Genomic DNA, 13,270 nt, shown 5'->3' on the forward strand with positions numbered 1-13,270 from the left:
CGGCCATCCAGACTGGACACCGCCGGCCCCGTCCATGGCCCCCAGAGCTGGATCCATCCCAACGGCGCCGGTGCTGCGGATCGGTGCCCTGCAGGTGCGCTACCCCGGCAGCGGGCAGCCCACCCTCGATGGGCTCGACCTGACGCTATCGGCCGGCGAGCGGCTCGCCCTGGTGGGCCCCTCGGGCTGCGGCAAGAGCACCGTCGCCCGGGCCGTGCTGCAGCTCCTGCCCCCCGGCAGCGTCTGCGAGGGGGAGCTGCTGCTGAGGGGCCAGGACCCCCGCCAGCTCCGGCGCGCCGCCCTGCGCCGGCTGCGGGGCGAGGCGGTGGGTCTGGTGTTCCAGGACCCGATGACCCGGCTCAACCCGTTGCTCACCATCGGCGAGCACCTGCGCGACACCCTGGCCGCCCACCGCGGCGGCGGCCGCCAGCGGGCCCGGGAGCTTCTGACCCGGGTGGGCATCGACCCGGAGCGCTACGGCAGCTTCCCCCACGAATTCAGCGGCGGCATGCGCCAGCGGCTGGCCATCGCCCTGGCCCTGGCCCTCCAGCCGCCCCTGGTGATCGCCGATGAACCCACCACCAGCCTCGATGTGGCCGTGGCCGCTCAGGTGATGGCCCAGCTGAGCGATCTCTGCACCGAAACCGGCAGCGCCCTGCTGTTGATCAGCCACGACCTGGCCATGGCCGGCCGCTGGTGCGATCGCATCGCCGTGCTCGACCAGGGGCGTCTGGTGGAGGAGGCCCCCAGCCGCCAGCTGCTCACGGCACCCGCCTCCCCGCTGGCCCAACGGCTGGTGGGGGCCGCCCGGCTTCGGGAGGGCAGCCACAGCGAAGCCCCTGCCGCCGCACCGGTGCTACTGGAGGTGGAGGAACTGCGCAGCTGGCACCCGCTGCCTTCCCTTCCCTGGCAGCCGCGCTGGATCAAGGCGGTGGATGGCATCAGCCTCACCCTGCACGAGGGCGAGACCATCGGCGTGGTGGGGGCTTCGGGCTGTGGCAAGAGCAGCCTCTGCCGCGCCCTGATGGGGCTGGCACCGGTGCGGGGCGGGGCGGTGCGGCTCCAGGGGGTCGATCTGCGCCAGCTGCGGGGCCGCTCCCTGCACCGTGCCCGGCGCCGCCTGCAGATGGTGTTCCAGGACCCCCTGGCCTGCCTCAACCCCCAGATGACGGTGGGGGAGGCGGTGGCCGACCCCCTGCTGATCCATGGGCTGGCCAGCCGCCCGGAGGCCCGCCGCCGCGCCCGGCAGCAGCTGGCCCTGGTGGGGCTGGATCCACCCGAGTCCTTCGAAGACCGGCTGCCCCGCCAGCTCTCGGGCGGTCAGCAGCAGCGGGTGGCGATCGCCCGCGCCCTGATCCTGGAGCCCCAGGTGCTGCTCTGCGACGAGAGCGTCAGCATGCTGGATGCCGAGGTGCAGGCCGAGGTGCTGGCCCTGCTGCGCCGCCTGCAGGAGCAGCTCGGCCTGGGCCTGCTGTTCATCACCCACGACCTCTCGGTGGCCGGCGGCTTCTGCCACCGGGTGCTCGTGCTCGACGGCGGCCGGGTCGTGGAGGAGGGCCCCAGTGCCGCGCTGCTGAACCATCCCCAGGCCGCCATCACCCGCCTCCTGGTGGAGGCCTGTCCGCGCCTGCCCGCCTTGTCTTGATCCACCCGCCTGAGCCGTCCTGATCTGGAAAGCTCAGAGGATCGCGCGCAGCAGGTCGGCGATCAGCAGGTCGTCGAGGGAGAAGAGGCCGCCACCGGAGGTGATCAGCACCAGGCACATCACCACATACATCGCCGCCTTCTCCCAGCTGGGCGGTTCACCGACACCCATCGGTCCGGCGTAGTCACCCGGGGGGATCTGGTAGGGATCCGGAGCGATGAACGGGAAACCGGAGACCAGCTCCAGCACCATGGCGTAGGCCATCGACACCAGAATCGCCAGGGCCGCCAGGGGGGTGAGCAGGCCCGGGATCAGGGCGATCCCGGCGCCCCACATCGAGGCCGCCGACAGAAAGCAGAGCCATTCCGGCGTCTTCATCGCCGTGGACCAGGTCTTGAGGTTGCGCAGCTTCGGCCAGCCGTGGCGGATGAAGGCCACCCCCACGAACAGCCGCAGCGCCAGCAGCCCGGCAGCGGCCACCACCGAAGGGCCGCTGGGCACGAGCAGGGTGACGATCTCGAGATCCATCGGCGGGCGGAACGGCGGGACGGCGTGCCGGCTCACCGTAAGCAGGGTCGACGGACGGCGCCGCGGCGGGGCCGGGCGAAACCGGGGGTCCTGGCCATCATGCGGTTGGCGGGCCCCCTGTCCCCTCCACCCCTGCCGACGCCATGACCTCATGCACGGCGGCCCCGCCGTCCCCGGGAAGCTCTGCCCCCCTGGGCGCCTCGGTCAGCGAGGGCGGTGTCAACTTCAGCCTCTATGCCCGGCGGGCGATGGCGGTGGAGCTGTGCCTGTTCGCGCGCGTCGACGATGCCGTGCCCAGCCACCGCCTCCGTCTCGATCCCGACCGGCACCACACCGGCGACTACTGGCACTGCCGGCTGGAGGGGATCGGGCCGGGCCAGCACTACGGCTGGCGGGTCGAGGGACCCCGGCAGCCGCAGCTGGGGCTGCGCTTCGATCCGGCCAACCTGCTGCTCGATCCCCACGGGCTGGCCCTGGCGATGCCTCCGGGCTACGGCCGCGCCCCCGGCCGCAGCAGCGCCGGCGACTGGGGCACCGCCATGAAGAGCGTGGTGGCCGACCCGCACGCCTACGACTGGGAGGGGGATCGCCCGCTGCACCGGCCCTCGCGTGAGACGGTGATCTACGAGCTGCATGTGCGCGGTTTCACCGCCCACCCCAGCGCCGGCCTGCCGCCGGAGCAGGCGGGCACCTACCGGGGCCTGATCAGCCGCATCCCCTACCTCCAGGACCTGGGCATCACGGCGGTGGAGCTGCTGCCGGTGTTCGCCTTCGATCCCCTGGCGGCCCCCAGCGGCCATCGCAACTACTGGGGCTATCAGCCGGTGTCGTTCTTCGCACCCCACCCCGGCTACGCCTGCAGCAGCGATCCGCTGGCGGTGATCGATGAGTTCCGCGACCTGGTCAAGGCCCTACACCGGGCCGGTATCGAGGTGATTCTCGATGTGGTGTTCAACCACACCGCCGAAAGCGACGCCGAGGGACCGGCCTTCTGCTTCCGGGGGCTGGCGGACGGCGACTACTACCTCCAGAACGGTGATGGCACCTACATCGACGACACCGGCTGCGGCAACACCTTCAACGCCAACCATCCGGTGGTGCGGCGCCTGATCCGCGAGAGCCTGCGCCACTGGGTGCGGCATCTGCATGTCGATGGCTTCCGTTTCGATCTGGCCTCGGTGCTGGACCGGGACCAGACCGGCCAGCCCACGCCCCTGTCACCGATCCTCTGGGACATCGACACCGATCCGGTGCTGGCCGGCACCAAATTGATCGCCGAGGCCTGGGATGCCGCCGGCCTGTATCAGGTGGGCAGCTTCGTCGGCGACAACTGGCAGGAGTGGAACGGACGCTTCCGTGACGACGTGCGCCGCTTCCTCAAGGGGGATGGGGGCCTGGCCCGCAGCGTCAGCCAGCGCCTGATCGGCAGCCCCGACATCTACGGCCACAAGCAGCGGGAGGCCGAGGCCAGCGTCAACTTCATCACCTGCCACGACGGATTCACCCTGGCCGATCTGGTCAGCTACAACGGCAAACACAACGAAGCGAACGGCGAAAACAACCGCGACGGCAGCGACGACAACGCCAGCTGGAACTGCGGCATTGAGGGGCCCACGCAGGATGCCGATGTCCTGGCCCTGCGCGCCCGACAGAGTCGCAACCTGTTGACGCTGCTGCTGCTGGCCACCGGCACGCCGATGCTGGCCATGGGGGACGAGATGGGCCGCAGCCAGCAGGGCAACAACAACGCCTACGCCCAGGACAACCCAATCAGCTGGGTCGATTGGTCGCTGCTGGAGCGCCATGCCGACCTGCATCGCTTCGTGCGGGAACTGGTGACCTACCGCCAGCGCCGGGATGTGGTGGTCAACGCCCGCAGCCTCAGCCTCGGCGAACTGGTGCAACGCCATCAGGTGAGCTGGCATGGGGTCGAACCGAACCAGCCCGACTGGAGCGACAGCTCCCATGCCTTCGCCGTGACCATCACCAGCGTCGGCCAACGGTTCCGCTGGCACGCCATGGTCAACGCCTGGTGGGAGAAGCTGACCTTCCGGCTGCCCGCCGCCGATGCCGGCCACAACACCTGGCAGCGCTGGATCGACACCTCCCGAGCCAGCCCGGAGGATGTGGTGCCATGGATGGGCGCGCCGGCCCTGGAGGCGGACACCTACACCCTGGGGCCCCGCTCGGTCGTGGTGCTGATCGTGGAGCTCAGTCCTGCAGCAGCTGCAGCTGATGGCCATCCGGATCAGCCAGCTGCAGGGCCCGCGTAGCCCCGATCCAGCCAGCCTGATCGCCCAGTTCGACGATCCCCGGCGAGATCAGGCGCCCGCCGAAGGACTCGGCCCGCTTGGCGATTGCCTCCAGATCCGCCACGCGCAGCCGCAACTGCCAGTGGGCCAGATCCTGAATGCCCTGATCGGTGGGCATGGCGAGCCCGCCGGTGGGTTCGCGGTAATCAAGGCACTCCACACCGGCGCCCGTGGGGCAGCGATGGCCGGTGATGTGCACCCGCGTCCCGTCCAGTCCGTCAAGCCCGTCCTGTTCCAGCCCGCTGTTGACGCCGTCGCCACCGGCACTCAGGCCCAGCAGCTCGCGATAGAAACGGCAGCTGGCGGCGGTGTCGGCGATGCCGATGGCACTGTGGTCGATGCCCAGCACCGGTCCGGGGGCGTCGCCATGCCAGCGGGCCTCCCCCTTGTCCGGCGGGAACTGCAGCAGCTCCAGGGGATGGCCGTCCGGATCGCGGAACTTGAAGGCGACGATGCCGGCGGCGGCCGCGTTCCAGTCCGGCAGCCGCTGGGGCGCCGAGGAGATCGCCGTGATGCGGCCGGCGGCGAAGGCCGGCTGCAGCCCCGCCAGGGCCGCCTCCATGCTGTTGACCACCAGGCAGGCGTGCTGGAACCAGCGGTCGTTGCTGCGGGAACCGGCCGGGATCGGCCGCCCCGGACGGGCGCCGGGCCCCGGCGTGAGCACCTCAGTGAGCTCCAGCACCTCCGTGCCGATCGCCAGCCGCAGCACCCTGAGCCTGGCTCCGGGAAGGCCCACCAACCGGGCGTAGGGGCCGCCCTCCAGCTCCACGGCCTCCCCCAGGCGCCGGAAGCCCAGGCAGGTCTCGAAGAAGGCGGCGCTGGCCTCGACATTGGCCGTGGTGAACCCGAGGCTGTCGATGTGGGGAAGGGTCATGGGAGCGCCATCGGGTGGGTGCCGGTGGAGGGCTCCGGCCCGGGGGCCGGTGGGGGCGGGTTCTGCCCCACCAGGCTGAGCACCCCACCGACGCAGATCAGCACGGTTCCCACCACCACACCGGCGTTCGGGATCTGGCCGAACCAGATCCAGCCGATCAGGCCGGCGAAAACCACCGAGGAATACTGGAATGCCCCGATCGCACTGGGATCGGCATAGCTGTAGGCGCGGATCAGCAGAAACTGGAAGCTCAGCAGGCAGAGGGCCGAGGCCAGCACCCACAGGAACTGATCCGGCGTGATGGCGTGGAATCGCCCCACCATCATCAGGCTGGAGACGAGGCCGCCGATGGTCAGGAAATAGACGAGCTGCGTCAACGCCGACTCGCTTCTGCCCAGGGCCTTCACCGCCAGGAACTCGATGGCACAGACAAATCCTGCCGCCAGGCCGAGAAGATCACCGGGTTTGTCAAGGAGGCTGGCATTCGGCTGGACGACGATCACCATCCCGGCGAATCCCACCGCCAGGGCCTTCCAGAGGCTGGGGGGAATGCGCTGCCTGAGCACCAGCCAGGCCAGCAACGGGATGAACATCGGCGTCGTGTTCAGCAGCACATTGGCATTGACAAGATTCACCAGCTGGGCCGCCGACATGAACAGAAGAAAACCGCCCATCCCCATGCCGCCACGAAGCAGGTGAAGGGGAAACACACGGGTCGGCAGATCACGGCCGCCGCGCACGGCCAGCAGGGGAATCAGCAGGACCAGTGCCAGAACGAACGTGAGCCAGGTGAACATCAGGGCATCCATGGTGCCGCCCACCGCCCGCGCAAACGCGCTCTGGAACGTGTTAGCCAGGAAGGCTGCCACCAGCAGGGCCGCGCCCCGGGTCACCGAAGGACGGACCGGCCCATTCCCATTGCTGTCCGGCCCCTGCAACGCATCGCCGTCCATCGGGCTGGTTCCACTCGCTTCCGCCACAGACTAGGGGCCATCAGGTGTGGCGCCACGGTCACCGCATCCCGGTGGTGAGTTGCCGATGCTGACGGCAACGATTCACTGGGCCATTTCGGTGGTCGTCCCTAGGATGAAAGCGTGGAGATCCCTCCCCATTCCTTTCCCGGCGCCACCCGATGACGAGCTCCAACCCCCTGGCCGGCAAGGCCCTCTCCACCCTGCTGCAGGGCAAGGTCGCCATCGTCACCGGTGGCAACAGCGGCATCGGCAAATCGATCGTGGAGTATCTCGCCGAACTCGGCGCCAAGGTGGTGATTGATTACCGCTCCCACCCCGAAGCCACCGAAGAGCTCGAGCGTGAAATCGGCGCCTATGGCGGCAGCAGCTTCGGGGTACAGGCCGATGTGGGCAAGCTCGATGACCTGCAGCGCCTGGTGGACACCACCGTGAAGAAATACGGTCGGCTCGATGTGATGATCAACAACGCCGGCATCGAAACCCGCACCTCGATCCTCACCACCACCCCGGACAACTTCGACAAGGTGCTGGATGTCAACCTGCGGGGCGTCTTCTTCGCCACCCAGTTCGCCGCCAAGCAGATGATCGCCCAGGGCGGCGGCGGCCGCATCATCAACATCTCCTCGGTGCATGAGGACTGGCCGATGCCCGACAACACCCCCTACTGCTGCGCCAAGGGCGGCGTGCGCATGCTCACCCGCACCGCGGCCCTGGAGCTGGCGCCCCACGGCATCACCATCGTCAATGTGGGCCCCGGCGCCGTGGCCACGCCGATCAACGACTCCACCATGAACAATCCCGAGCTGCTGGCCAAGCTCAACGCCGCCATCCCGATGGGCCGCATGGCTCAGCCCGAGGAGATCGCCAAGGTGGTGGGCTTCCTGGCCAGCGACGCCGCCAGCTACATCACGGCCACCACGATCTTTGCCGACGGTGGCCTGATGCACAGCAGCCCCGGCCTCTGAGCCTTCAGGCCGCCGCCGGCTGCTCCGCCGAGGCCGCCGGGGGATTCTGCGCCGAGGCCGCAGCGGGATCCTGGGCCCGTTCGGCCCGCTCCAGCCCCACCTCCACCCCCAGGTGCTGGTCGGGCCGGCCGGTGATCAGCAGGCTGGCCCGCTGCTGGGTGGCGATCACCCACAGCCACTTGGTCAGCAGGGTGAGGCGGTTCTCATTGGCGGGCATGAAGGCGAGGTGGGCCAGGCCCCAGAGCAGCCAGCCGACGGGGCCGGTGAACTTGAGGCCCCGCAGGTCAGCGACGGCGCAGAGGGGACCGATCACGGCCATGCTGCCGAAGTCGAACCAGCGGAACGTGGCCTGGCGCCGACCCGCCAGCTGGGCCAGCAGGTCCTGGGCGACCCAGCCCCCCATCTGCACCGCCGGGCCGGCCATGCCCGGCAGGGGTTTGCCGTCGGCCGTGTGGGCATAGGAGCAGAGATCGCCCACCACCCGGATCTCGGGATGGCCGGCGATCGAGAAGTCCGGCTCGACCACCACCCGCCCGCCGCGGTCGACCGTGCAACCGGTGCGCTCCGCCAGCAGCTTGCCGAGATGGGAGGCCCGCACCCCCGCGCTCCAGCAGATGGTGGCCGCCTCCAGCACCCGCTCGCTGGGCGTTCCCGGCGCCGGCGCCTTGAAGGCGACCGTGAGCCGGCCCGCCTCGATGCTCTGGACCCGGCCGCCCAGCACCAGTTCGACACCGCAGGAAGCGAGGTAATCGCCGGCCGCTTTGGACAGCGACGGATCCATGGCCCGCAGCAGCCGATCGCCGGGGTCGACGAGCACGACGCGGCAGAGCCCGGGATCCAGCTGGCGGAAGTCGCGCTGGGCCGCGTGGCGCATCAGCTCGTTGATCGAGCCGGCCAGTTCGCAGCCGGAGGGGCCGCCGCCGACCACCACCACCGACTGGAGAAAGCGGCAACGTTCCGGATCCGGGGTCTGCTCGGCCTCCTCCAGGGCCGTCAGCACCCGCCGCCGGATCTCATCGGCGTGCTCAAGGATCTTCATCGGCGGTGCCAGTTCGCGCCACTCCTCATGGCCGAAGTAGGTGCTGCCGGAGCCGGTGGCCAGGATCAGGCTGTCGTAACGCAGGCGACGATCGTTGAAGACCACCTCCCGGGAGGCGGCATCGAGATCGACCACCTCACCCAGCAGCACCTGCACGTTGGCCGCCTTGGCGAGCAGCAGCCGCAGGGGCGTCGCCACGTCGCCCTCGGACACCAGGCCGGAGGCCACCTGATACAGCAGGGGCTGAAAAAGGTTGAAATTCCGCTTATCCACCAGGGTGACCCGCACCGGCTGGCCGGCCAACCGGTGGGCCGCCTTGAGGCCGGCGAAACCGCCGCCCACGATCACCACATGGGGCCAACTCTTCATCACGGCTTCGCTCGGCTCCAGCTCGAGGAAGAAGCGTTCCTTCGCCATCGATGTGGTCCGCGGGTTGCCTGAAAGGTAGGGAGGATCCCAGGAACGGCGAGCTCCCGGTCGCGTCGGGATATCGTCACAATCCTGCAATAAAAGCTCACAGAGCCAGGACAGCTCTCGGGGTCCGGCCATGGTGAAGGGGCACAGCGTGGCCGGTGCCCATGCAGCAACTGCTGCCAACCCTCAATGACCACAACCTGCCCTGGATGGACACCCTCCATCCGATCGTGGTCCACTTCGTCATCGCCATGGCGGTGATCAGCGTGGTCTTCGATCTGATCGGCGTTGTGCTGCGGCGGCCGAATCTGTTTGAAGTCAGCTTCTGGAATCTGCTGTTCGCCACGGGGGCCATCTTCGTGGCGATCATCTTCGGCCAGGTGGAAGCGGGCCTGGCTGAGCCCTATGGCGCCTCGCGCTCGATCCTCAACCTGCACAGCACCCTGGGATGGTCGTTGGCCGGCATCCTCTCGGTGCTCACCGGCTGGCGCTATGTGCTGCGCAACCGGGACCCCGAGACCCTGCCGCTGCCTTTCCTGGCCGCCGGTGGGGTGCTGGCCGCGCTGGTGGTGGTGCAGGTCACCCTGGGCAACCAGCTGATCTGGGTGTACGGCCTGCACACGGTGCCGGTGGTGGCCGCCGGACGGGCCGGGCTGATCTGATGGCCTTCTCCCTGCTCCCCGCCGAGGCCCCGATCCAGCAGCTGGGTGACTGGCTGGGGCCCAACGACCTGCCCTACAGCCTGCCGATCCATCCGAATCTGGTCCACTTCACGATCGGGCTGTTCGTGATCGCCATCGCCTTCGACATCGTCGGCGCCCTCTACCCGCTCGAAAAGCGGGTGTTCCGCTTCCTGGCCCTGCCGATCACCCGGGCCGGCTTCCACGACGTGGGCTGGTACAACCTGCTGGCCTGCGCCATCGTCAGTTTCTTCACCGTGGCGGCGGGCTTCTTCGAGATGCTGCTGGCGGTGCCCCTGCCGGGCGTCACCAGCAGCATCGGGCTCCAGAGCATGGAAACCATGCTCTGGCATGGCGTGGGCGGGGTGGCGATCCTGCTGGCGATCATTGCCATGACCGTCTGGCGCGGCTACCAGCGCTTTCTCTGGCGCCGGGACATGGGCCGGCAGGTGCAGTGGCTCTACCTGCTGGTGGGCCTGGGTCTGTTCCTGGTGATCGGCCTGCACGGCACCCTCGGTGCCGAACTGGCGGCCGAATTCGGCGTCCACATCACCGCCGACCAGCTCCTGGCCAGCGGAGCCGATCTCCGCACCGCCCTTCCCTAGGGCCCCCTCCCATGACCTCCTCCTCTCCGCGCCGTCCCGGCCCCGTGGTCCTCGCCGCCCTGGCCATCTGGATCGGCCTGCTGGTGGCCATCAGCCTGTGGGTGGCCCGTGCGTCCTATGGCTGGCTGCCGGTGCAGGCCTCCAATGCCGCCCCTCTGGTGGATGGCCTGTTCAGCTTCGAAACCGGCATCGGCACCTTCGTGTTCCTGGGGGTGATCTCCGTGATGGCCTGGGTGATGCTCGTGCACCGGGCCGAGAAGTACGACGAAAGCGACGCCGAGCCGATCGAGGGCAACACCCGTCTCGAGGTGATCTGGACCGCCATCCCCCTGGTGCTGGTGATGGCCATCGCCTGGTACGCCATCCAGGTGAACACCGAGCTCGGCGTGCTCGGGCCGATGGAGCACGTCCATCTGAGCGCACCCCTGCCCATGGCGATGGGCGCCTCGAAGGGCCAGGGGCCGGCAGAGGAGGTGGAGGTGATCGCCCGGCAGTGGTCGTGGGAGTTCCGCTTTCCCGGCCAGCACGTCTCCAGCACGGAACTGCACCTGGAGCTGGATCGGCCGGTCACCTTCCACCTGGTCTCCGAGGACGTGCTGCACGGCTTCTTCATCCCGGCCTTCCGGCTCAAGCAGGATGTGATCCCGGGCCGGGCGATCGACTTCAGCCTCACCCCCACCCGCATCGGGCGCTACCGCCTGCGGGATTCCCAGTTCAGCGGCACCTGGTTCGCCGCCAACCAGGCCGATGTGGTGGTCGAGACCGCCGAAGACCATGCCGCCTGGCTGAAGCAGGCCGCCGCCGCCCCCCTGCAGCCCGGCCTCAGCGTCGCGGCCGACGAGTACGCCGACCGTCAGACCAATCCCCGCGGCGGCTGGCCCACGGTGGTGCCGGCCCCCCCGCCCCAGGTGAACGCTCCCGGTTCCAGCTCCCTTCCCCACGACGCCTGAGGCCATGACCAGCACAACCCTCTCCCCCGAACCGCCCGCCTCCTGGCGGCGTTACTTCGGCTTCAGCACCGATGCCAAGGTGATCGGCATCCAGTACATCGTGGTGTCCTTCTTCTTCTTCCTGGTGGGTGGCCTGCTGGCCATGATCATGCGGGGCGAGCTGATCACACCCGAGGCTGACCTGGTGGATCGCACCGTGTACAACGGTCTCTACACGATGCACGGAACGATCATGCTGTTCCTGTTCATCTTTCCGGTGCTCAACGGGCTCAACAACCTGCTGATTCCCACCATGATCGGCGCCCCCGACATGGCCTTCCCCCGGCTCAACACCGCCGCCTTCTGGCTGGTGCCGGTGTTCGGCATCCTGCTGATCGCCAGCTTTTTCGTGCCCAGCGGCCCGGCCACCTCCGGCTGGTGGTCCTATCCGCCGGTGAGTCTCCAGAACCCCCTCGGCCACCTGATCAACGGCGAGTTCCTCTGGGTGCTGGCGGTGGCCCTCTCCGGCATCTCCTCGATCATGGGGGCGGTGAACTTCGTCACCACGATCCTGCGGATGCGGGCGCCGGGCATGGGCTACTTCCGCATGCCCGTGTTCTGCTGGACGGCCCTGGCCGCCCAGACCCTGCAGCTGATCGGCCTGCCCGCCCTCACCGGCGGCGCCGTGATGCTGCTGCTGGATCTGAGTGTTGGCACCTCGTTCTACCGGCAGGAAGGGGGCGGCGACCCGGTGCTCTATCAGCACTTCTTCTGGTTCTATTCCCACCCGGCGGTGTATGTGATCATCCTGCCGGTGTTCGGCATCTTTTCGGAGCTGTTCCCCGTCTATTCCCGCAAGCCCCTGTTCGGCTACGTCTACGTGTGCCTGGCGTCCTTCATCATCGTTGGCTTGGGGCTGATCGTCTGGGTGCACCACATGTTCCCCAGTGGCGTGACCCAGTGGATGCGCAACCTGTTCATGGTCACCACGATGCTGATCGCCGTGCCCACCGGGGTGAAGGTGTTCGCCTGGCTGGGCACGATGTGGAACGGCAAGATCCGGCTCACCACCCCGATGCTGTTCTGCCTCGGCGGCCTGTTCAACTTCGTCTTCGCCGGCATCACCGGCATCATGCTGGCCACCGTGCCCATCGACATTCATGTCAGCAACACCTACTTCGTGGTGGGGCACTTCCACTACGTGATCTATGGCGCGGCCGTCATGGGTGTGTTCGCCGCGATCTACCACTGGTTCCCCAAGTTCACCGGCCGCATGCCCTACGAGGGCCTCGGCAAGCTGCACTTCCTGCTCACCTTCGTGGGCGCCAACCTCAACTTTCTGCCCATGCACCCCCTCGGCCTGATGGGCATGCCCCGGCGGGTCTCCTCCTACGACCCGGAGTTCGCCTTCTGGAACGTGCTGGCCAGCCTGGGGGCCTTCCTGCTGGGGGTCTCGATCATCCCCTTCCTGCTCAACATGATCAGCTCCTGGGCCCGGGGTCCCAGGGCGCCGCACAACCCCTGGAACGCCATCGGCCTGGAGTGGCTGCTGCCGTCGCCCCCGGCGGAGGACAACTTCGGCGAGCACGTGCCCACCGTGATCAGCCGCCCCTACGGCTACGGCACGGGTGAGCCGCTGGTGGAGCACCAGGCCGAGATCGAGCGGGCGCTCACCCTTCAGGAGGCCAACCGATGAGCAGCACCCCCGCCACCCCCGGCGACGCCGCGGCCGCGACCCACGCCCACGGCGAGGGCCAGCACGCCAACCACAACCTCACCGGCTTCATCATCTTTCTGTGCTCCGAAAGCGTCATCTTTCTGGCGTTCTTCAGTGGCTACGCCCTCCTGCGCCTCTCCGCCCTCGACTGGCTGCCCGCCGGCGTGGACGGGCTCGAATGGCGCCTGCCGCTGATCAACACGGTGGTGCTGGTCTCCAGCTCCTTCACGATGGTGGTGGCCGAGCATTTCAAAGGCAAGGGGAAGATCTGGCTGTTCCGGGGCTTCTGGCTGCTGACCATGGCCATGGGGGCCTATTTCCTCTACGGCCAGGCGGTGGAGTGGCGCGGCCTCAGCTTCGGCTTCACCTCCGGCACCTTCGGCGGCACCTTCTATCTGCTCACCGGCTTCCACGGCCTGCATGTGCTCACCGGCATCCTGCTGATGGGCCTGATGCTGGCCAAATCCTTCGTCCCCGGCAATTACGACGGCGGTGAAGAAGGCGTCATCGCCACGTCCCTGTTCTGGCACTTCGTGGATGTGATCTGGATCATCCTGTTCGTGCTGCTCTACGTCTGGAGAGCCTGAA

General features: G+C 68.5%; 12 protein-coding genes. 8 read left to right on the forward strand and 4 right to left on the reverse strand.

Annotated elements, in window-relative coordinates; genetic code table 11:
* The first annotated feature begins 34 nt into the window (after positions 1-34).
* Positions 35-1,645, forward strand: a complete 1,611-nt coding sequence (locus KBZ12_RS02750; RefSeq protein WP_254956191.1) for an ABC transporter ATP-binding protein — start codon at positions 35-37, stop codon at positions 1,643-1,645.
* 33 nt (positions 1,646-1,678) lie between these two features.
* On the opposite strand, the gene KBZ12_RS02755 is transcribed toward KBZ12_RS02750, so the two are convergent.
* Positions 1,679-2,173, reverse strand: a complete 495-nt coding sequence (locus tag KBZ12_RS02755) for a DoxX family protein (protein ID WP_254956192.1) — start codon at positions 2,171-2,173, stop codon at positions 1,679-1,681.
* Between the two features lie 143 nt (positions 2,174-2,316).
* Between KBZ12_RS02755 and glgX the strand changes: the two genes are divergently transcribed.
* Positions 2,317-4,446 (forward strand): glycogen debranching protein GlgX, encoded by a 2,130-nt coding sequence (gene glgX, locus KBZ12_RS02760; RefSeq protein WP_254956193.1) that lies wholly within the window; start codon positions 2,317-2,319, stop codon positions 4,444-4,446.
* Here glgX and KBZ12_RS02765 read toward each other — a convergent pair.
* Together KBZ12_RS02765 and KBZ12_RS02770 are read right to left on the reverse strand one after the other, a co-directional pair.
* A complete protein-coding gene (locus KBZ12_RS02765) occupies positions 4,385-5,359 on the reverse strand; it encodes a VOC family protein (protein WP_254956194.1) in 975 nt (324 codons plus the stop codon). The genes glgX and KBZ12_RS02765 overlap by 62 nt on opposite strands.
* The gene (locus KBZ12_RS02770) at positions 5,356-6,252 is read right to left on the reverse strand and encodes a DMT family transporter (protein WP_254956195.1); all 897 of its coding nucleotides are present in this window, start codon (positions 6,250-6,252) and stop codon (positions 5,356-5,358) included. Before KBZ12_RS02770 ends, KBZ12_RS02765 begins: the two co-directional genes overlap by 4 nt.
* 239 nt (positions 6,253-6,491) lie before the next feature.
* Between KBZ12_RS02770 and KBZ12_RS02775 the strand changes: the two genes are divergently transcribed.
* Positions 6,492-7,298: an SDR family NAD(P)-dependent oxidoreductase gene (locus tag KBZ12_RS02775; protein ID WP_254956196.1), complete on the forward strand. Its 807-nt coding sequence runs from the start codon at positions 6,492-6,494 to the stop codon at positions 7,296-7,298.
* 4 nt (positions 7,299-7,302) lie between these two features.
* Here the strand turns inward: KBZ12_RS02775 and KBZ12_RS02780 are convergent, their stop codons facing one another.
* The gene (locus KBZ12_RS02780; protein ID WP_254956197.1) at positions 7,303-8,754 is read right to left on the reverse strand and encodes an NAD(P)/FAD-dependent oxidoreductase; all 1,452 of its coding nucleotides are present in this window, start codon (positions 8,752-8,754) and stop codon (positions 7,303-7,305) included.
* Between the two features lie 161 nt (positions 8,755-8,915).
* On the opposite strand from KBZ12_RS02780, the gene KBZ12_RS02785 reads away from it, so the two are divergent.
* From KBZ12_RS02785 to KBZ12_RS02805, 5 genes are read left to right on the forward strand one after another with little or no spacing between them, the layout of a single operon-like run.
* Entirely contained in the window at positions 8,916-9,413 is a 498-nt protein-coding gene (locus KBZ12_RS02785) for a DUF2231 domain-containing protein (protein WP_254956198.1), read from the forward strand.
* The gene (locus tag KBZ12_RS02790) at positions 9,413-10,036 is read left to right on the forward strand and encodes a DUF2231 domain-containing protein (RefSeq protein ID WP_254956199.1); all 624 of its coding nucleotides are present in this window, start codon (positions 9,413-9,415) and stop codon (positions 10,034-10,036) included. The genes KBZ12_RS02785 and KBZ12_RS02790 overlap by 1 nt, the downstream gene beginning before the upstream one ends.
* A gap of 11 nt (positions 10,037-10,047) precedes the next feature.
* Positions 10,048-10,986: a cytochrome c oxidase subunit II gene (locus KBZ12_RS02795; protein WP_254956200.1), complete on the forward strand. Its 939-nt coding sequence runs from the start codon at positions 10,048-10,050 to the stop codon at positions 10,984-10,986.
* 4 nt (positions 10,987-10,990) lie between these two features.
* The gene (locus KBZ12_RS02800) at positions 10,991-12,661 is read left to right on the forward strand and encodes a cbb3-type cytochrome c oxidase subunit I (protein WP_254956201.1); all 1,671 of its coding nucleotides are present in this window, start codon (positions 10,991-10,993) and stop codon (positions 12,659-12,661) included.
* A complete protein-coding gene (locus KBZ12_RS02805; protein WP_254956202.1) occupies positions 12,658-13,269 on the forward strand; it encodes a heme-copper oxidase subunit III in 612 nt (203 codons plus the stop codon). Before KBZ12_RS02800 ends, KBZ12_RS02805 begins: the two co-directional genes overlap by 4 nt.
* Position 13,270 lies beyond the last annotated feature (1 nt).

It is taken from the genome of Cyanobium sp. Cruz CV13-4-11 (assembly GCF_024346055.1).
In the GTDB taxonomy this organism is placed as follows: Bacteria; Cyanobacteriota; Cyanobacteriia; order PCC-6307; family Cyanobiaceae; genus Cyanobium.